This window comes from Streptomyces sp. NPDC096012, from assembly GCF_040426375.1.
Taxonomy (GTDB): Bacteria; Actinomycetota; Actinomycetes; order Streptomycetales; family Streptomycetaceae; genus Streptomyces.
Genome location: NZ_JBEOTD010000053.1, coordinates 26,771 through 45,289, shown reverse-complemented (window position 1 = coordinate 45,289; position 18,519 = coordinate 26,771). Strand labels below are relative to the sequence as shown.

Sequence of the window (18,519 nt, the reverse complement as noted above, 5' to 3'; positions counted from 1 at the left end):
GCGGCGCGCCCTCGGCACTGGGCCGGGGGCGCGCCGGCCTCCGGGCCGCCGGGGGCGGGGGGGGCCCCGTACGACGTACGGTGCCGTCCGCCCCCTTGTGGTGTGCGGCCCCGGGAGCGGTGCGCCCTCTGTAGCGCGGGCCTCACCGGTACGCCCCCTGCGGCGTGCGGACCCTGGGAGCGGACCCCCATGTGCCGTGCGGACCCCGGGAGCCCCCCATGTGCCGCGGTCCCCGGGAGCGGTCCCTCCTCGTGCCGTGCCGGACACGGGGGCAATCCGGCCAATCACGGTGGGTGATGACGGTTGGCCCGCGGTAGGGCTCCAGGCCCAGCTGGTCGGCATGTTCATCCTCCGGGTGGACGCTTCTCGCCGGGAGTCCGCACCCCCGGCGGACTGGCGTGAACCGTGAGGGTGCGGGCCCGTGACCACGTCGGGGATGCGACAGCCGCGTGAAACGGTTTGCCGAACATGCGTAGGGTGCAGACAAGTCATCGGAAGAGGTGTGCTCCACAGTGGGCACCCGGACAGCTGCACGACGAGCGAGGGAGGGAGCCGGAGCGATGGGCGACCACAAAGAGCAGCAGCCCGTGCGGGTGGGCGCGGCCGTCCGGCGACGCCGCCGTGCGCTGGAGCTGACCCTCGCGGTCGTGGCGGAGCGCACCGGCCTGTCGGTGCCCTTCCTCAGCCAGGTCGAGAACGACCGGGCGCGCCCCAGTAGCAGCTCCCTGGAGAAGCTGGCCGACGCCCTGCGTACCACGGCTGTCGAGCTCCTCGCCGCCGCCGACCCCGCCGCCAGCGTGGACGTCGTCCGCGCGGAGCCCCTCGCCGACGGGGACTTCGACCCGCGCACCCGTTCCCTGGTGCGCGGCCACCATCAGCTGCACGCCTCCGAGTTCACCGGCGACCACGATGCGGGCCGCGAGTTCCAGCACCGCAACGACGAGCTGATGTACGTCGCCGACGGTGCCGTGGAGATCGAGGCGGAGGGCCGCGCCTACCGTCTCGGTCGTGGTGACACCCTGTACCTGACCGGCGGCGTCCGGCACCGCTGGCGGGCCACGGTCCCGGACACCCGGGTCGTGGTGGTCGCGGTCGCCGAACACATCGAGGCGGTGCAGGACCGGACCCGGTAGTGCGGGTCGTCTCGCTGGTCCCGTCGCTGACGGAGGCCGTGGCGGCGACCGTGCCCGGGGTCCTCGTCGGCGCCACGGACTGGTGCGAACGCCCGGCGGGCCTGGACGTCACCCGGATCGGCGGCACCAAGAACCCCCGGGTGGACCGGATCATCGCGCTCGCGCCCGACCTGGTGATCGCCAACGAGGAGGAGAACCGGGCCCCCGACCTCGACGCGCTGCGCGCGGCCGGCGTGGACGTGCTGGTCACCGAGGTGCGCACCGTGCCGCAGGCCTGCGCGGAGCTGGACCGGGTGCTGACCGCGTGCGAGGCGCCGGGCCGCCCGCGCTGGCTGGACGAGGCGGAGGAGGCCTGGACCGCGCTGCCGGAGCCGGCCGTGCGCAGGACGGCGGTCGTACCGGTCTGGCGCCGCCCCTGGATGGTCCTCGGCCGGGACACCTTCGCCGGTGACCTGCTGGCCCGCCTGGGCGTCGACCACCTCTACGCGGCGCACCCCGAGCGGTACCCCCGGGTGCCCCTGGAGGAACTGCGCGCGGCGGCCCCGGACCTGGTGGTCCTGCCCGACGAGCCCTACCGCTTCACCGCCGAAGACGGCCCGGAGGCCTTCCCCGGCCTGCCCTGCGCGCTGGTCAGCGGACGGCACCTGACCTGGTACGGCCCGTCACTGGCGCGGGCGCCGCGCGTGCTGGCCGGGGCCCTCGCAGCAGCTCGCCGGTGAACAGGCCGCGCAGCGTCCCGCCGGTGGCCGCGAGCCAGGCGGCGACGAGAACGGCGTACAGGCCGACGGCGAGGGCCTCGTACCCGGCGAGTCCGGTGTGCCGGGCGAGCGTCGCGGCGCCGGTGACACAGGTGCCGACCGGGAAGGTGAACGCCCACCAGGTCATCGCGAACCCCATGCCCTGCCGCCGGGCCCGCACCACGTGCGCGGTCGCCAGTCCCAGCCACAGCAGCGCGAACCCCATGACCGGCACCCCGTACAGCACGGCGAACACCCCGAGGCCGCGGTCGTACGGGGCCGGCACGACACCGGGAGCGGCGTCCGCGATCAGCCCCACCGCGGTGGTGGACTGCCCGAGCGGGCCGAGGACCAGGAACAGGGTCGGGGTGAGCGCGAGCGGCAGCGGGCCCGAGGTGAGCAGCCGGCCGAAGAGCAGCGGCAGCGTCAGCAGCGTGGCGAACAGGCTCAGCCCGAACAGCGCGAAGCAGCCGAGCAGCAGGCTCTCGCGGGGCTGGCCGGGCGGCAGGTGCGGCACGAGCAGCGGGCCGAGCGCGGCCGACACCATGGGCGCGACCAGCGGCAGCAGCCACACCGGGGTGGCCTGGGAGGGCTCGACGCGGTGCCGTACGGCCATCAGGTAGGGGACGGTGACGGCGGCCGCGAGCCCGACGGCCGTACCGGCGGTGAACAGCACGGCGTCCAGGGCCACGGCCGGTCCGGTGCCGAGCAGGGGGCGTCCGGCCGTCATGGCGCCGCCGCCCACCGCCAGCAGGGCCATGGCCAGACAGCCGTAGAAGGGGGCCATGGCCGGGTCGAGGAGATGGGCGCGGGCCTGGTCGCCGTGGCGGGTCCAGTGCAGCGCCCGAGCCGTCAGCAGGACCACCAGCATGAGCAGCGACAGCACCCAGAACCCGGCGAGGACGCCGCGCAGCCCGCTCGGGTGCCCGGTCAGCGTGGTGCCGGCCGAGCCGAGGACGGCGGTGCCCATGACGGAGGCGTACCAGTTGGGGCCGAGGTGCCGGACCCGGGCGGCGCGGGACAGGGCGGGGGCGGGCAGGGGCGGGGCTGCGGTGACCATGGCTCCACCGTCTCCCGGTTGCCCGCCGCTGACCAGGGGGTTCCCCTCTATCAGGGCATAAGCTGGTCTTATGAGTGAGGCGGAGGGGAAGCGAGAGCGCGCGGAGTCACTGGCCTACCGGGTGCCGGATCTGGCCGCACTGGAGCTGTTGCTCGCGGTGGCGCGGCTGGGCAGTCTGGGCGCGGCGGCCCGGGAGGTCGGCATCACCCAGCCGGCCGCCAGCAGCCGGGTGCGCTCCATGGAACGGCAGCTGGGGGTGGCCCTGGTGGACCGCTCGCCGCGGGGTTCCCGGCTGACCGACGCGGGCGCCCTGGTGACGGACTGGGCCCGCCGGGTGGTGGAGGCGGCGGCGTCCTTCGACGCGGGCGCGCGGGCGCTGCGCGACCACCGGGACTCGCGCCTGCGGGTGGCGGCGAGCATGACCATCGCCGAGTACCTGCTGCCTGGCTGGCTGCTCGCGTTGCACGCCGAGCGTCCGGACACCGCCGTGTCCCTGCTCGCGGGCAACTCGGCGAAGGTGGCGGAGCTCGTGCTGTCCGGCGAGGCGGACCTCGGGTTCGTGGAGGGCCTGTCGGTGCCGACCGGCCTGGACTCCACGGTGATCGCCCACGACCGGCTGATCGTCGTCACCGCCCCCGGCCATCCGTGGGCCCGGCGCGGGCGGCCCGTGACGGCGGAGGAACTCGCGGCGACCCCGCTCATCCTGCGCGAGCGCGGCTCCGGTACCCGCCAGGTCCTGGACGCGGCCCTCGGCGGCCTGGCCCGGCCGCTGATCGAGCTGTCCTCGACCACGGCGGTCAAGGCGTCCGCGGTCAGCGGCGCGGGCCCGTCCGTGCTGAGCGAACTGGCGGTGGGGGAGGAGCTGGCCCTGCGGCGCCTGGTCGGCATTCCGGTGGAGGCTGTCCCGCTGCGCCGGGACCTGCGGGCGGTGTGGCCGACGGGGCACCGGCCGACCGGCCCGGCCCGGGAGCTGCTGTCGCTGACGCGCGGGTGAGACGGGGCCGCTGTCCGGGCAGAGGACTCCGGGGCGGCCGCGGCCCGGCTCAGGAGGCCGCACGGGGTGGCCCGGCTCGGGAGGCCGTCGCGGGTGTGCCGGTGTGCGAGCCGAGGATCCCGGGGCCGCCGGGCCCGGCTCGGGACGCCCTCGCGGTGTGCCGGTGTACGAGCCGAGGATCCCCGGGCAGCCGGGGCCCGGCTCAAGAGGCCACACGGGGTGTGCCGGTGTACGAGCCGAGGATCCCGGGGCCGCCCCGGCCCGGTTCGGGACGCGCTCGCGGGTGTGCCGGTGTACGAGCCGAGGATCCCGGGGCAGCCGGGGCCCGGCTCGGGACGCCCTCGCGGTGGGCCGGCGTACGAGCCGAGGACCCTGCGGCGGCCGCGGCCCGGCTCAGGACGCGGCGGTGATCAGGGCGCGCATCACCCGCAGGTCCTCGCCCATCTCCGGGTGCCACTGCACCCCGAGCACCCAGCCCCGGTCCGGCGGCAGTTCGACGGCCTCCACGGTCCCGTCCGCCGCGTAGGCCGACGGCAGGAGACCCGCACCGAGCCGCTCCACCGACTGGTGGTGGTACGTCGGCACCGTCAGCTCCTCCGGGACGATCCCGGCGTACAGCGTGCCCGGCACCGGCTTCACCGGGTGCCCGCCGAACACGCCGACCACCTCCGCGTGCCCGTCCAGGTGCTGGACGAGGCTGCCGCCGAGGGCCACGTTCAGCAGCTGCATGCCCCGGCAGACCCCCAGCAACGGCACACCGGCGGCCAGTGCCGCGTCGATCAGGGCCAGCTCCCAGGCGTCCCGCTCCGGTGCCGGAGGACCCGTACGCGGGGAGCGCTCGGCGCCGTAGCGCGCCGGATCGACGTCCGGGCCGCCCGCGATCACCAGCCCGTCGAGCCGGGCCACCGCGGCCGGCGCGTGCTCCGGCGCGTCCGGTGGCAGCATCGCGGCCAGGCCGCCGGCCCGCTGCACCATGCGCGGGTACGCGGCCGGCAGCAGCGCCGCCGCCAGCTCCCACACGCCCCAGCGCGCACCCCTCTCCAGATACGTGCTCACACCGATCAGCGGTCGTACGGTCATGCCGCCCTCCCTCGAAGTCAAAGGTGCACCCGCGTACCTTTGCAGAAGCCGGGCTACGTCAGGAAGCCCCGCAGCAGGGCGGCCGTGCCCGCGCAGTGCTCGCGCATCATCTCCCGGGCCCCGTCCGCGTCACCGTCCAGCACCGCCTCCACCAGCGCGGTGTGCTGGCGCTGGGAGTGCTCCAGGTTGCGCACCAGCAGCGGGATGCAGTCGAGCAGGTCGTTGACCGTGGCCCGGACGGCGGCGTACTGCGCGGTCAGCGACGGCGAACCGCACAGCTCGGCGATCGTCAGGTGCAGCAGCGTGTCCAGGCGCCGGTAGTCGGCCAGCGGGGCCTCGTGGGTGCGGTCCAGCGCCTGCCGCAGCCGGCCGGACTGCTCCTCGGTCAGCCCGTGCGCCGCACACAGCCCGGCCGCCCCGACCTCCAGTACCTCGCGGAAGCGCAGCACGTCCTCGATGTCGACCTCGGCGATGCGCCGGCGCAGCTCGTCCTCGCCGCCCGCGTCCGTGCGGGGCCGCACGAACGTGCCGCCGTACCGCCCGCGCCGCGCCTCCACCAGCCCCTGGTCCTGCAGCACCTTCAGCACCTCGCGCAGCGTCACCCGGCTGATCCCGAGCCGCTCCGCCAGCTCCCGCTCGGCCGGCAGCCGCCCGCCGCCCGGCACCAGGCCGAGCCGGACCACCTGCAGGATCTGCTCCAGCGCCTCCTCGAAGCCGTTGCCCGCCCGCACCGGCCGCAGCACCGGTGCGAGCCGGTCGCCGGCCTCCCGGGCGCGCGCCCCCTGCCACTCCGTCTCCCGCGACATCCGCCCTACCCCCTTCCCAAGCAATGGTTCTGAGCAATACCTTATGACTCCCGGCCCGGCCGAAGAAGCGCGAAGGCGCCCAAGGAGGCTCTCCCGTGGCACACCGCACCGCCCCGCTCAGTGTCGAGGAACTGCACGCCCTCGTCGCGAGCGGTGAGATCGACACTGTCGTCCTGGCCTTCCCCGACATGCAAGGGCGTCTCCAGGGCAAGCGGTTCGCCGCCCGCTTCTTCCTCGACGAGGTCCTGCACCACGGCACCGAGGGCTGCAACTACCTCCTGGCCGTCGACACCGAGATGAACACGGTCGACGGCTACGCGATGTCCTCCTGGGACCGCGGCTACGGCGACTTCGCCATGCATCCCGACCTCACGACCCTGCGCCGCGTCCCCTGGCACCCCGGCACCGCCCTGCTCGTCGCCGACCTCGCCTGGAACGACGACTCCCCGGTGGTCGCCGCGCCCCGCCAGATCCTGCGCCGCCAGCTGGAGCGGCTCGCGGAACTCGGCTACACCGCCCAGGTCGGCACCGAGCTGGAGTTCATCGTCTTCAAGGACACCTACGAGCAGGCCTGGAACGCCGGCTACCGGGGCCTGACCCCGGCCAACCAGTACAACATCGACTACTCCGTCCTCGGCACCGGCCGCATCGAACCCCTGCTGCGCCGCCTGCGCAACGAGATGGCCGGCGCCGGCCTCACCGTGGAGTCCGCCAAGGGCGAGTGCAACCCCGGCCAGCACGAGATCGTCTTCCGGTACGACGAGGCCCTGCGCACCTGCGACCAGCACGCCCTGTACAAGACCGGAGCCAAGGAGATCGCCGCCCAGGAAGGCGTCTCGATCACCTTCATGGCCAAGTACAACGAGCGCGAGGGCAACTCCTGCCACATCCACCTCTCGCTGACGGACGCCGACGGCGCCAACGCGATGGCGGGCCCCGACGGGATGTCCGACGTGATGCGGTACTTCCTCGCCGGGCAGCTCGCCGCCCTGCGCGACTTCTCGCTGCTCTACGCCCCGAACATCAACAGCTACAAGCGGTTCCAGCCCGGCTCCTTCGCCCCGACCGCCGTCGCCTGGGGCCACGACAACCGCACGTGCGCCCTGCGCGTGGTCGGCCACGGGCGCTCGATGCGCTTCGAGAACCGCCTGCCCGGCGGCGACGTGAACCCCTACCTCGCCGTGGCCGGGCTGATCGCGGCCGGCCTGCACGGCGTCGAGCACAAGCTCGAACTGCCCGAGCCATGCCCCGGCAACGCCTACAGCGCCGGCTACGACCAGGTGCCGACGACCCTGCGCGAGGCCGCCGAGCTGTGGGAGAACAGCCCCATCGCCCGGGCCGCGTTCGGCGACGAAGTGGTGGCCCACTACCGGAACATGGCCCGCGTCGAGCTGGAGGCGTACGACGCCGCGGTCACCGACTGGGAACTGCGCCGCTCCTTCGAACGCCTGTGAGAGCCCCCGCGAACGCCCCTGACCGGACCAGGAGGGTCCTCCCGCGAACACCCCCGACGCGACCCTGGCGGAGGCTTGCGTGAACTCCCCTGATCCCACCCCGCGACGCTTCCGCGGACGCCCCTGACCCGACCCCGGCGGGCGCTTGCGTGGACGCCCCTGACTCCACCCCCGCGCGTGCTTCCCGGACCACCCCCGTCCCGGCGCCTGGGAGTGGTTGCCGGAACCCTCCTGACCCGCCGCCGCCGGCGCTCCTCCGACACCGTGTTCCGACGCCTGTGAAAGGTCACCCCCGTGTCCGACCCCCAGGAGCTGAAGGTCCTCAACCCCGCCACCGAGGAGGTCGTCGCCACCGTCCCCGCCGCGGGCGCCGACGACGTGGACGCCGCCGTCGTACGCGCCGCACGCGCCCAGGCCGGCTGGGCCGCCCTCGCGCCCGCCGACCGGGCCCGCCTGCTGCGCCGCTACGCCGACACCGTGGACGCCCACCTCGAGGAACTCGCCCGGCTGGAGGTCCGCGAGGCCGGGCACACCGTGGGCAACGCCCGCTGGGAGGCCGGCAACGCCCGCGACCTGCTGCTGTACGCGGCCGGCGGCGCCGAACGCGTCGTCGGACGGCAGATCCCGGCCCCCGGCGGCTGGAACGTCACCTTCCACGAACCCCTAGGCGTCATCGGCGTGATCGCCCCCTGGAACTTCCCCATGCCGATCGCCGCCTGGGGCTCCTTCCCGGCGCTCGCGGCGGGCAACGCGGTCGTCCTGAAGCCGGCCGAGACCACCCCGCTCACCGCGCTCCGGCTCGCCGAACTCGCCCTGGAGGCAGGCCTTCCCGAGCACCTCTTCCAGGTGCTGCCCGGCTACGGCCACACCGCCGGGCGCGCCCTGGTGGACCACCCCGGCGTCGCCAAGATCGTGTTCACCGGCTCCACGACCACCGGCCGCGAGGTCATGGAGCGCTGCGCCCGCCTGGTCAAGCCCGTCACCCTCGAACTCGGCGGCAAGAGCCCCAACGTCGTCTTCGCCGACGCCGACCTCGAGACCGCACTCGACCCGTTCTCGTTCCTGGACAACTCCGGCCAGGACTGCTGCGCCCGCACCCGCATCCTCGTCCAGGAGTCGGTGTACGACGAGGCCCGCGACCTCCTCGCCGAGGCGCTCGCCGCCGTCGTCGTGGGCGACCCGGCCGACGAGAAGACCCGGATGGGCCCGCTGATCTCCGCCCGGCAGCTGGCGCGGGTGCGGTCGTACGTCCCCGCGGACGCCCCGGCCCTGCGCGGCAGCGCCCCCGAGGGACCCGGCTTCTGGTTCCCGCCGACCGTCCTCACCGGGGAGCGGCACGACAGCCCGGCGGCCCGCGAGGAGATCTTCGGACCCGTCGCCGTCCTCCTGCCCTTCACCGACGAGCAGGACGCCGTCCGCCTCGCCAACGACACCCCCTACGGCCTCTCCGGCTCCATCTGGACCCGGGACATCGGCCGCGCCCTGCGCGTCTCCCAGGCCGTCCGCGCCGGCAACCTGTCCGTCAACTCCCACTCCAGCGTCCGCTACTGGACCCCGTTCGGCGGCTTCAAACAGTCCGGCCTCGGCCGTGAACTGGGCCCCGACGCCCTGACCGCCTTCACCGAAACCAAGAACGTCTTCATCAGCACGGAGGGCCCCGCACAGTGACCGACACCCACGTTTGCCGCCGCCTGGTCGGCCGTACCGCCGTCGTCACCGGAGCCGGCAGCGGCATCGGACTCGCCACCGCCCGCCGGCTCGCCGCCGAAGGCGCCCATGTGGTCTGCGCGGACATCGACGAGACCGCGGGCAAGGCCGCCGCCGACGAGGTCGGCGGACTGTTCGTCCGCGTCGACGTCACCGACCCCGAGCAGGTCGAGGCGCTCTTCAGGACGGCGTACGACACCTACGGCAGCGTCGACGTCGCCTTCAACAACGCCGGCATCTCCCCGCCCGACGACGACTCCATCCTGGAGACCGGCCTGGACGCCTGGAAGCGGGTCCAGGAGGTCAACCTCACCTCCGTCTACCTGTGCTGCAAGGCCGCCATCCCCTACATGCGCCGCCAGGGCAGGGGCTCCATCATCAACACCGCGTCCTTCGTCGCCCGGATGGGCGCGGCCACCTCCCAGATCTCCTACACCGCGTCCAAGGGCGGCGTCCTCGCCATGTCCCGCGAGCTGGGCGTGCAGTTCGCCCGCGAGGGCATCCGGGTCAACGCGCTGTGCCCCGGCCCGGTCAACACCCCGCTGCTGCGGGAGCTGTTCGCGAAGGACCCGGAGCGGGCCGCCCGCCGCCTGGTCCACATCCCGGTCGGCCGGTTCGCCGAGGCCGACGAGATCGCCGCCGCCGTCGCCTTCCTGGCCAGCGACGACTCCTCGTTCGTCAACGCCACCGACTTCCTGGTGGACGGCGGGATCTCGGGCGCGTACGTCACGCCCCTGTAGACCCGAGGTGTACGGTCCCCGTGGTATGCGACAGCTTTCCGCGTGGACCCTGGCAGCGGCCGCCGTCCTGGCGGCCGCGCCCACCGCAACCGCCGAAGCCGACACCATCTCCCGCAACTGCCCGCACCTGCGCGGTGATTGGTACGGCGGCAACCGCGAACGCCTGCAGCGGGTGATCGACGCCCGTGGCACCTGCTCCGGGCACCGGGGAGCGGTGGCGGCGTTCGACTGGGACAACACGATCACCAAGAACGACGTCACCGACGCCACCCTCTCCTGGGCCCTGCGGCACGACCGGCTGCCGCGTCCCGCCCGCTGGAAGGACACCAGCGCCTGGCTGACGGACAGCGCCGACCGGGCCCTGACCGCCGCCTGCGGCTCCGGCGCCGGGGCGCGACTGCGCACGTCCGACCGCCCGCACTGCACCGACGAGATCGTCGAGATCCGCGAGAACGGCACGACCATGAGCGGGGCCGCCGCCTTCGCGGGACGGTGGAACCACCGGCGCACCGTGCCCCAGTACGCCTGGGTGCCCCAGCTCTTCGCCGGCCGCACCCCCGCCGAGGTCGCCGCCTACGCCCGCGCCGCCCGCAGCGAGGCCCTCGCCGCGCCGATCGGCGCCACCCGCACCCTCGGCACCCACACCGTCCCCGCGTACATCCGCTACTACGACCAGCAGCGCGACCTCGTCCGCACCCTGCAACGGGCCGGGTTCCGCGTCTACATCGTCTCCGCCGGCTCCGAACCCGTCACCGAGGTCTGGTCCCGGGCCATCGGCGTCGACGCGGCCCACACCATCGCCATCCGCTCGGTCCTCGACCGGCGAGGACGCATCACCACCCGCAACGAGGGCTGCGGAGACGTGCCCGCGAGCAGGGGCGCCGCCATCCCGTACATCGACGGCAAACGCTGCTGGATCAACCAGGAGATCTACGGCGTCCACGGCGCCCGGGCCTGGCACAAGCAGCCCTGGAAGCGGCGGCCCGCCGTCGCGGGCGGCGACGCCGACACCGACGTCACCTTCGTGGGCGACGCCACCGGCGCCCACGTCGTGATCAACCGCAACAAACCCGAGCTGATGTGCCGGGCCTACGACGACGCCGACGGTCGCTGGCTGATCAACCCCATGTTCATCGAACCGCTGCCGCGCAGGCCGGAGCCCTACCCCTGCTCCACCACGGCCCGCACGGCCCCCGACGGCACCCACCAGCCGGTCCGCCGCGCCGACGGCTCGCCGGTGCCGGACCAGGCGGACACCGTGCACTGACGGGAGCGCGGGCCGGCCGCCGGGCGCTCCCTCAGAGGAACGTGTGGCCCTCACCCCGGTAGGTGGGCACGGTCGCCGTGACCGTGTCGCCCTCGATCAGGCGCAGCGCGTCGAACCGCTCGCACAGCTCGCCCGCCTTGGCGTGCCGGAACCACACCTTGTCGCCGACGAGCAGGTCGTCGGCGGGCGCGCCCAGCAGGGGGGTCTGCACCTCGCCCGGCCCTTCCTGCGGGTCGTACGCCAGCCCCTCCGGCAGATACGGCACCGGCAGCCGGTCGGGTCCGGCGGCCCCGGAGGCCGGGTAGCCTCCGCCGAGCACGGTGACGACACCGACACCGGGCCGCCGCACCACCGGCAGGGCGAAGAGGGCGGCCGGACGGCCCGTGAAGGACGTGTAGTTGTCGAAGAGCCGCGGCACGTACAGGCCCGAACCGGCCGCTATCTCCGTCACCGCGTCCTCGGCGGCCGTGTGCTGCACACTGCCGGTGCCACCGCCGTTGACGAACTCCAGGCCGGGGACGACCGCGCGCACGGCGTGCACCACGGCGGCCCGCCGCTCGGCCAGCTCGCGCCGGGCCGCGGCCTGCATCAGCCGGATCGCCCGTGAACGCAGCCGCCGGCCGGCCACCGCGTCCCCGACCCCGGCGATGTGCCCTTCGTACGCCATGACGCCCACCAGCCGGAACCCGGGGCGCCGCGCCACCGACCGTGCCAGCTCGGCGAGTTGAGCGGGGGAGCGCAGCGGTGAACGGCGCGCCCCCACCCGCACCCGTCCACCCAGCAGCCGCAGCGAGGTGTCCATCTCCAGGCAGACCCGCACCACTTCACGCCCGCCGGCACGCGCCGCGTCGATCAGGTCGAGCTGGGCCGGGTCGTCCACCATGACGGTGACGGCACCGGCGAGTTTGGGATCGGCGGCCAGCTCCGCGAACCCGGCGCGGTCGGCCGACGGGTAGGCGAGCAGGATGTCGCCGAACCCCGAACGCGCGAGCCACAGCGACTCGGCCAGGGTGAACGACATGACGCCCTGGAATCCGTCCCGGGCCAGGACGCGCTCCAGCAGCGCGCGGCAGCGGACCGACTTGCTGGCGACCCGGACCGGCTTGCCGCCGGCCCGGCGCACGAGATCGTCCGCGTTGGCGTCGAAGGCGTCCAGGTCCACGATCGCCAGAGGGGCGTCGAGATGGGCGGTGGCCCGGTCGTAACGGGCCCTGTCGGCGGCGAGCGCAGTCATGACGGAAGCCTGCCAGACCGGATTACCGCAGGGTAGGGGGACGTACCGGGCAGATGCCCCGGTGCCGCGGACTGGTTCCCGGTCACCCGCCGACAACCCGTAGAGTGACGCGCACGTACGGCGGAACACGCCCGGCCGGGACGCGCTCGGCGCGCCGGCTGAACCGGGATGCCCGTCCGGCCGTACGGGTATGCGTGCCCGGGAGGGAGCTTCCGCACCGGGCGCGGCCGGGGAGGAGCACGGCCCGCCAGGCAGGACGGCCCGGGCACGAGGAAACGGGGGGTGCATGAGCTCGGAAGCGCGCCACGCCCCCGTCCCACCACGCCCCTCGACCCCGCCCACCGCCGCCCCACCACGCCCCTCGACCCCGCCCACCGCCGCCCCGCAAGTGCCGACCAGGGGCGTCTCCGGGGTGCCCGGGCAGGGTGCGGCACCGGTTGCCTCCCGGATCTCCGAGCAGGGTCCGGCAACGGGTGGCTCCCGGGCCTCCGAGCAGGGTCCGGCAACGGGTGGCTCGCAACTGCCCGAGCGGGGAACCGTTTCGCGCGCACCGGCGGCGGCCTGGGGGCCACGTGCGGACTCCCGGTCGGCTCGGCCGGGTACCGGGCGTCCGGGCGGAGCACCGACGGACGACGATCCCGACGACGAGCCTTCCGTCTTCACCCCGCGTGCCTCCCGGCCGCCCACCGGAGCCGCCGAGCCCGGCGAACGGGCCCGTGCCGCCGGCTCCGGGCCGGTGACCGACGGCCGTCAGCGACGTGGGCCGGCCTTCCGCACCTCCGCCGTGCCCGAGGTCTCCGACCCGGTGAGCCCGCCCCCGCCGCCCGCGTCCGCCCGCTTTCCGGACGCCCCGCCGGAGACCCCCCAGGAGACGACGACCCGCCTCCGCCCGATTCCCCCGCCCGGCGGTCCCCGGCACCCCGGCCCCGCGTCCCCTCCCGCCGGGCCCACCGGACCGGCCGCTCCCGCCGGGCCGACCACGTCGACCGGGCTGAGCGGGCCGTCCGGGTTCACTGCGCCCACCGGGCCGGCCGCTCCCGCTGGGCCGACCACGTCCACCGGGCTGAGCGGGCCGTCCGGGTTCACTGCGCCCACCGGGCCGGCCGCTCCCGCTGGGCCGACCACGTCCACCGGGCCGACCGCGCCGTCCGGGTTCAACGCGCCCACGGGGACCGGGTTCAACGCGCCCTCGACGGCCACCGGGTTCACCGCGCCCTCGACGGCCACCGGCGCCTCGCGTGCCTCCTCGATGCCGCCGGGCGGTGCCCGCCGCGCATCCTCGGGTTCTCCGGGTGCCGCCGTGCCGTCCGCCGGCGACTCGCGCGCGTTCGCTCGGTCCGGGGACGACTCCCGGGCCGCTTCCGTGCCCGCGGCCGACGCATCCGGTGCGCCGGCCGGTCGTCTCGCCGGTTCCCTCCCCGCGCCTGGCGTTTCGGGGGCGCCGGCCGGTCATGGTGCCGGTGCCCTCCCCGCGTCCGGCGTTTCGGGGGCGTCGGCCGGTCGTGGTGCCGGTTCCACGTCCGGCGTGTTCGGCGCACCGGCGCCTCAGGGTGCCGGTTCCCTGCGCGCTGCCGCGGGTCCCGTCGCCGGCCCGACGGCCCCCGTGTCCGCTGCCCCTGCGGAGACGGCGCGGGGAGCGGGCGGCTGGAGATCGGAGGCTGGTGCCCGGCACCCGGCGAGCGCCGCGGCCGCGCCGGACCCGGCCCTGTCCTGGAGTGCCACTCGGCCGGTGGTGTCGTTCGGGGAGCCCGAGGCTTTCGGTACGCGCCGGCACACCGGGGTCCCACCACGCACCGCGGCCGCCGCCGCGTGTCTCGTACTCGGCCTCGGCCTCATCGGCGGCGCGGTGACCGGGAGCTGGCTCACCGGAGAGGGCGAAGGGCGCCCTGCCGCCGGCCAGTACACCGCCGCCGCCGCGCTCTGGCACAGCACGCCCGTCGACCAGTTGTTCCCGCCCACCGTCGAGGGCACCGGAGCGGGACCCGGCGGAGCCGACCGCACCTGGACCCGGATCGCCGTGGCCCCGGACAGCGGTTGCGCCGACGCCTTCGACCCGCTGCTCCGCAAGGCACTCGCCCCGGTCGGCTGCCGACGGCTCCTGCGCGCCACCTACACCGACGCCACCCAGAGCCATGTCACCACCGTCGGCCTGCTGTTCACCAAGGCCGACCCGGCCGCCATGTCCGCGTTGGCCCGGCGCTTCCGCGACGAGCGACTGGACCGGCGCGGCGACCTGCTGCCGCGGCCGTTCGCGGCCAAGGGCACCGCGGCGGAGCGCTTCGGCGACGCGCAGCGCGCCACCTGGACCGTGTCCGTCCTCACCGACGCCCCCGTCGTCGCCTACGCCGTCTCCGGCTGGGCCGACGGCCGTACCGTCGACTCGCCCCAGCCCGCCGCGGACGCCGTCCGCTCCGGCGCCACCACGGCCACGGCCCAGGCCGGCCTCGGCAACGAGGCCCAGGGCCTGGCCGACCGCGTCGAACGGCGCCTGCGCCAGACCATCGGCTCGGCCACGGAGAACCCTTCATGAGGCTTTCGGCCCGCGGCCACCGCCGTCCGCTCGTGAGGCCGTCGCTCCGCGGCCACCGCCGCCCGCGCGTGCGGATGTCGCTCCGCGGGCTGCGCAGCCTGTTCGTGGGGGCATCGTTCCCGGGCCTGCGCAGCCTGTTCGTGGGGGCATCGCTCCCCGGCCCGCGCAGCCTGTTCGTGAGGCCGTCGATCCGCGGGACCAGTCGCCTGTCCGCGAAGCCCTCGATCCCCGGCGGCCGCCACCCGCGCCCCACCGCGGCCGCGGCGAGCCTCCTGCTCGCCGGCTCCCTCGTCCTGCTGCCGTCCGCCGCCGCCCACGCCGACGGCCTCCGCGGCCAGCAGTGGGGCCTGTCCGCGCTGCACCTGTCCCAGGCCTGGCAGACCACCAAGGGTGCCGGCGTCACCGTCGCCGTCCTGGACACCGGCGTCGAGGCCGACCACCCCGACCTCACCGGCAACGTCCTGCCCACCAAGGACATGATCGGTTTCGGCTCCGGGCCGGGCGACCGCACCTGGGCCCGGCACGGCACCGCCATGGCCGGCATCATCGCCGGTCACGGCCACGGCCCCGGGGGCGGCGACGGCGTACTGGGCGTCGCCCCGGAAGCGAAGATCCTGCCGGTCCGCGTGATCCTGGAGGACGGCGACCCCGCACGCTCCAAGGCCCGCACCACCCGCGGCAACGCCCTCGCCGACGGCATCCGCTGGGCCGCCGACCACGGCGCCGACGTCATCAACCTCTCCCTCGGCGACGACTCCGACTCCGCCCACCCCGAGCCGAGCGAGGACGAGGCCGTGCAGTACGCCCTGAAGAAGGGCGTGGTCGTCGTGGCCTCGGCGGGCAACGGCGGCGACAAGGGTGACCACGTCTCCTATCCGGCCGCCTACCCGGGCGTCATCGCCGCCACCGCCGTGGACAGGTACGGCACCCGCGCCTCCTTCTCCACCCGCCGCTGGTACGCCGCGGTCAGCGCGCCCGGCGTGAACATCGTGATCGCCGACCCCGACCACAAGTACTACGAAGGCTGGGGCACGAGCGCGGCCTCCGCCTTCGTCTCCGGCGCGGCCGCCCTGATCAAGGCCGCCCACCCCCGGCTGTCCCCGGCCCAGGTCAAGAAGCTCCTGGAGGACACCGCCCGGGACGCCCCGGCGGGCGGCCGTGACGACTCCCGGGGCTTCGGCATGATCGACCCGGCGGCCGCACTGAGATCCGCGGCGGCCCTGAAACCCCGCGGCCTGCGTTCGGCGTCCTACGGCGAGAAGTACTTCGGCTCCGGCCCGGACGCGGCGGAGTCCGGCGGCGGCGCGTCCGACTGGGCGGCACCCCTGGCGGGCGGCGCCGGCGGAGTCCTGCTGGTGGCCGGGGTGATCCTCTGGAGAAACCGCAGGGAAACCCCCTGACGGTCCACGGGGCTCGTCCGTCGCGGACGCGTCGTCGCTGTCCCGGATCAGCGTCGTGGCGTACGCCCGCCAGGCCGCCGTCAGCCAGCCGCCGACCGGGCCCGCGGCCCCGCACGAGCGCGTCGGTCACCCCGCTATAGGCTCGGTGACCGTGGCGAACAAGAACATTCCCGACCCCGGCTTCTCCGACGACGACGGCTCCGCCGACCCCCGGCTGAGTGCCGCGCTCGCCGCCTGGTCCGAGGATCGCGGCGCCCTCGGGGCCGTCCTGGACGCGCTCAAGGGCGCCCGTCTGCTGGTTCCCGTCGTCGCCGTGCTCGGCGAGGTCGAGGAGGACGAGAACGGGCTGCGCCGCGAGAAGACCAGCGACATGGCCGTCCCCACGCTCAAGGCCGGCCACCGCACCGCCCTGCCCGCCTTCACCTCCACCGCGTCGCTCGCCCGCTGGGACGCCGCGGCCCGCCCGGTCGCCGTACCGCTGCACCAGGCCCTCGAGGCCGCCGCGCACGAGAAGGCCGACACGGTCGTGCTGGATCTCGCCGGGCCCGTGCCGTTCGAGCTGACCGGCCCGGCGCTGCTCGCCCTCGCCGAGGGCCGCACCAGCACCGATCCGCTCACGGACCCGGCCGTCGTCGAGGCCGTCCGCACGGCCGTCGCGGCCGAGCCCGCCGTGCTCCGCGCCCACCTCGGGCCGGGGCGGGCGGACGGCACCCTCGCGCTCGTCCTCGACCCGGCCGCCGAGGCCGCCGGGGCCGCCCGGGCGGTCGCCGAGCGCCTCGCGGCCGACGAGACGCTGCGGGCCCGCCTGGTGCGCGGCCTCGACCTGGCACTGCTGCCGGCCGGGACCACGCCTCCGGGCGAGCCCTTGTACGTGCGGGGATGAGCGGGACGGACTAGCCGTAGACCGGCCCGGTGTACTTCTCACCGGGGCCCTGGCCAGGCTCGTCCGGGACGATCGACGCCTCACGGAACGCCAGCTGCAGCGACTTCAGACCGTCGCGCAGCGGGGCGGCGTGGAAGGAGCTGACCTCGGTCGCGCTCGCGTCCAGCAGACCGGCGAGAGCGGTGATCAGCTTGCGGGCCTCGTCGAGGTCCTTGTACTTCTCGCCCTCCTCGCTGAGCCCGAGCTTCACGGCGGAGGCGCTCATCAGGTTGACGGCGACCGTCACGATCACCTCGACGGCGGGGACCTCGGCGATGTCGCGGGTCATCGCGTCGAAGTCGGGGGAGTCGGGAGGGGTGTCACTCATGCCCCACACGATAGGCGGTCCGGCCGGGCGGCCCTCAATTAGCCCTTGTCAAGCGATCCTGCTAACCTGGTGGACGACCGGCCGGTCACGTCGTGTGTGAAAACAGGACGACCGGCCCACAAGTGGAGGCTCCGATCTCCCACCTGACCGTCCCCCGGGACGGCGGGTCTCCGGTCAGGCGGCCACCATCGTTCCGTACGGACGATGGAGTCGCCCGAATGTGCGCCCCGCGGTCACCGCGGCGGTGCTCCGGTACCCATTGGAGCCCGCCCACCTGTGATCGTCCGGGGCATTTTTTGTGCTTCGGCGCGGTTAGGTCTAACGAACAGAGACGTTACGCGGCTGTCCGCCAGACCGCCGCGTGGTGCTACCGAGGAGGATCCATCAGCGCCGAGCCCCGCATCAACGACCGGATTCGCGTTCCCGAGGTGCGACTTGTCGGTCCCAGTGGCGAGCAGGTGGGCATTGTCCCGCTCGCTAAGGCACTGGAGCTTGCGCAGGAGTACGACCTGGACCTGGTCGAGGTCGCGGCGAACGCCCGTCCGCCCGTGTGCAAGCTCATGGACTACGGGAAGTTCAAGTACGAGTCGGCCATGAAGGCCCGTGAGGCGCGCAAGAACCAGGCGCACACGGTCATCAAGGAGATGAAGCTCCGGCCGAAGATCGACCCGCACGACTATGACACCAAGAAGGGTCACGTCGTCCGGTTCCTCAAGCAGGGCGACAAGGTCAAGATCACGATCATGTTCCGTGGTCGCGAGCAGTCCCGGCCCGAGCTGGGCTACCGACTGCTGCAGCGCCTCGCGGAGGACGTCCAGGACCTCGGTTTCGTGGAGTCGAACCCGAAGCAGGACGGCCGAAACATGATCATGGTTCTCGGTCCGCACAAGAAGAAGACCGAGGCGATGGCCGAGGCCCGTCAGGCGCAGGAGGCCCGCAAGGCCGAGGCGAAGGCGAACCCCGGCAAGTCGCAGAACCCTGCCGAGGCTGAGGGATCGTCGGAGGAGCCTGTCGAGGCCCCCTTCGAGGAGCCTGCCGAGGCGTGATCCCGGGGGACGACCGTCCCCGAGGATGTAACCGATACAAGAGCGACGCTCCGCGGTGCCCGGTTTCACGACCGGGCATCG

16 protein-coding genes are annotated in these 18,519 nt (G+C 74.6%); 11 read left to right on the top strand and 5 right to left on the bottom strand.

Annotated features, from left to right (window positions below):
• The first annotated feature begins 560 nt into the window (after positions 1–560).
• Both ABVB68_RS33545 and ABVB68_RS33540 read left to right on the top strand, forming a co-directional pair.
• Complete coding sequence (locus tag ABVB68_RS33545) at positions 561–1,133, top strand: helix-turn-helix domain-containing protein (protein WP_353604967.1); 573 nt, start codon at positions 561–563, stop codon at positions 1,131–1,133.
• Positions 1,133–1,852 (top strand): helical backbone metal receptor, encoded by a 720-nt coding sequence (locus ABVB68_RS33540; protein ID WP_353604966.1) that lies wholly within the window; start codon positions 1,133–1,135, stop codon positions 1,850–1,852. The genes ABVB68_RS33545 and ABVB68_RS33540 overlap by 1 nt, the downstream gene beginning before the upstream one ends.
• On the opposite strand, the gene ABVB68_RS33535 is transcribed toward ABVB68_RS33540, so the two are convergent.
• Positions 1,764–2,930, bottom strand: coding sequence for a TDT family transporter (locus ABVB68_RS33535; RefSeq protein WP_353604965.1), 1,167 nt, complete (start codon positions 2,928–2,930; stop codon positions 1,764–1,766). The genes ABVB68_RS33540 and ABVB68_RS33535 overlap by 89 nt on opposite strands.
• 70 nt (positions 2,931–3,000) lie before the next feature.
• Between ABVB68_RS33535 and ABVB68_RS33530 the strand changes: the two genes are divergently transcribed.
• Positions 3,001–3,924: a LysR family transcriptional regulator gene (locus ABVB68_RS33530; protein WP_353604964.1), complete on the top strand. Its 924-nt coding sequence runs from the start codon at positions 3,001–3,003 to the stop codon at positions 3,922–3,924.
• A gap of 393 nt (positions 3,925–4,317) precedes the next feature.
• On the opposite strand, the gene ABVB68_RS33525 is transcribed toward ABVB68_RS33530, so the two are convergent.
• Both ABVB68_RS33525 and ABVB68_RS33520 read right to left on the bottom strand, forming a co-directional pair.
• A complete protein-coding gene (locus ABVB68_RS33525) occupies positions 4,318–5,004 on the bottom strand; it encodes a gamma-glutamyl-gamma-aminobutyrate hydrolase family protein (RefSeq protein ID WP_353604963.1) in 687 nt (228 codons plus the stop codon).
• A gap of 53 nt (positions 5,005–5,057) precedes the next feature.
• On the bottom strand, positions 5,058–5,810 hold the full coding sequence (locus tag ABVB68_RS33520; RefSeq protein WP_353604962.1) for a FadR/GntR family transcriptional regulator: 753 nt from the start codon (positions 5,808–5,810) through the stop codon (positions 5,058–5,060).
• Between the two features lie 95 nt (positions 5,811–5,905).
• Here ABVB68_RS33520 and ABVB68_RS33515 point away from each other — a divergent pair, with 95 nt between their 5' ends.
• From ABVB68_RS33515 to ABVB68_RS33500, 4 genes are all read left to right on the top strand, one after another.
• Complete coding sequence (locus ABVB68_RS33515; protein WP_353604961.1) at positions 5,906–7,264, top strand: glutamine synthetase family protein; 1,359 nt, start codon at positions 5,906–5,908, stop codon at positions 7,262–7,264.
• A 294-nt stretch (positions 7,265–7,558) separates the two neighbouring features.
• Positions 7,559–8,932, top strand: coding sequence for an aldehyde dehydrogenase family protein (locus ABVB68_RS33510; RefSeq protein WP_353604960.1), 1,374 nt, complete (start codon positions 7,559–7,561; stop codon positions 8,930–8,932).
• On the top strand, positions 8,929–9,711 hold the full coding sequence (locus tag ABVB68_RS33505; RefSeq protein WP_353604959.1) for a 3-oxoacyl-ACP reductase: 783 nt from the start codon (positions 8,929–8,931) through the stop codon (positions 9,709–9,711). Before ABVB68_RS33510 ends, ABVB68_RS33505 begins: the two co-directional genes overlap by 4 nt.
• 25 nt (positions 9,712–9,736) lie before the next feature.
• Positions 9,737–10,978, top strand: coding sequence for a haloacid dehalogenase-like hydrolase (locus ABVB68_RS33500; protein WP_353604958.1), 1,242 nt, complete (start codon positions 9,737–9,739; stop codon positions 10,976–10,978).
• Between the two features lie 31 nt (positions 10,979–11,009).
• On the opposite strand, the gene ABVB68_RS33495 is transcribed toward ABVB68_RS33500, so the two are convergent.
• Positions 11,010–12,212, bottom strand: a complete 1,203-nt coding sequence (locus ABVB68_RS33495; RefSeq protein ID WP_353604957.1) for an amino acid deaminase/aldolase — start codon at positions 12,210–12,212, stop codon at positions 11,010–11,012.
• Positions 12,213–13,944: 1,732 nt separating this feature from the next.
• Here ABVB68_RS33495 and ABVB68_RS33490 point away from each other — a divergent pair.
• The 3 genes from ABVB68_RS33490 to ABVB68_RS33480 all read left to right on the top strand — a co-directional run bounded on the left by ABVB68_RS33490 (position 13,945) and on the right by ABVB68_RS33480 (position 17,025).
• Positions 13,945–14,742 (top strand): hypothetical protein, encoded by a 798-nt coding sequence (locus ABVB68_RS33490; RefSeq protein WP_503006460.1) that lies wholly within the window; start codon positions 13,945–13,947, stop codon positions 14,740–14,742.
• Complete coding sequence (gene mycP / locus ABVB68_RS33485) at positions 14,739–16,142, top strand: type VII secretion-associated serine protease mycosin (protein WP_353604955.1); 1,404 nt, start codon at positions 14,739–14,741, stop codon at positions 16,140–16,142. Before ABVB68_RS33490 ends, mycP begins: the two co-directional genes overlap by 4 nt.
• 151 nt (positions 16,143–16,293) lie before the next feature.
• The gene (locus tag ABVB68_RS33480; protein WP_353604971.1) at positions 16,294–17,025 is read left to right on the top strand and encodes an SseB family protein; all 732 of its coding nucleotides are present in this window, start codon (positions 16,294–16,296) and stop codon (positions 17,023–17,025) included.
• Between the two features lie 10 nt (positions 17,026–17,035).
• Here ABVB68_RS33480 and ABVB68_RS33475 read toward each other — a convergent pair whose 3' ends face one another.
• A complete protein-coding gene (locus ABVB68_RS33475) occupies positions 17,036–17,392 on the bottom strand; it encodes a DUF1844 domain-containing protein (RefSeq protein WP_353604954.1) in 357 nt (118 codons plus the stop codon).
• Between the two features lie 383 nt (positions 17,393–17,775).
• Here ABVB68_RS33475 and infC point away from each other — a divergent pair, with 383 nt between their 5' ends.
• The gene (infC, locus tag ABVB68_RS33470; protein ID WP_353604970.1) at positions 17,776–18,438 is read left to right on the top strand and encodes a translation initiation factor IF-3; all 663 of its coding nucleotides are present in this window, start codon (positions 17,776–17,778) and stop codon (positions 18,436–18,438) included.
• Positions 18,439–18,519: the final 81 nt, after the last annotated feature.

What these genes read in the sequence shown, in the direction of transcription:
- ABVB68_RS33545 (WP_353604967.1), top strand. Translation starts at nt 561, where the DNA reads ATGGGCGACCACAAAGAGCAGCAGCCCGTGCGGGTGGGCGCGGCCGTC.
- ABVB68_RS33535 (WP_353604965.1), bottom strand. Translation starts at nt 2,930, where the DNA reads ATGGTCACCGCAGCCCCGCCCCTGCCCGCCCCCGCCCTGTCCCGCGCC.
- ABVB68_RS33530 (WP_353604964.1), top strand. Translation starts at nt 3,001, where the DNA reads ATGAGTGAGGCGGAGGGGAAGCGAGAGCGCGCGGAGTCACTGGCCTAC.
- ABVB68_RS33525 (WP_353604963.1), bottom strand. Translation starts at nt 5,004, where the DNA reads ATGACCGTACGACCGCTGATCGGTGTGAGCACGTATCTGGAGAGGGGT.
- ABVB68_RS33520 (WP_353604962.1), bottom strand. Translation starts at nt 5,810, where the DNA reads ATGTCGCGGGAGACGGAGTGGCAGGGGGCGCGCGCCCGGGAGGCCGGC.
- ABVB68_RS33500 (WP_353604958.1), top strand. Translation starts at nt 9,737, where the DNA reads ATGCGACAGCTTTCCGCGTGGACCCTGGCAGCGGCCGCCGTCCTGGCG.
- ABVB68_RS33495 (WP_353604957.1), bottom strand. Translation starts at nt 12,212, where the DNA reads ATGACTGCGCTCGCCGCCGACAGGGCCCGTTACGACCGGGCCACCGCC.
- mycP (WP_353604955.1), top strand. Translation starts at nt 14,739, where the DNA reads ATGAGGCTTTCGGCCCGCGGCCACCGCCGTCCGCTCGTGAGGCCGTCG.
- ABVB68_RS33475 (WP_353604954.1), bottom strand. Translation starts at nt 17,392, where the DNA reads ATGAGTGACACCCCTCCCGACTCCCCCGACTTCGACGCGATGACCCGC.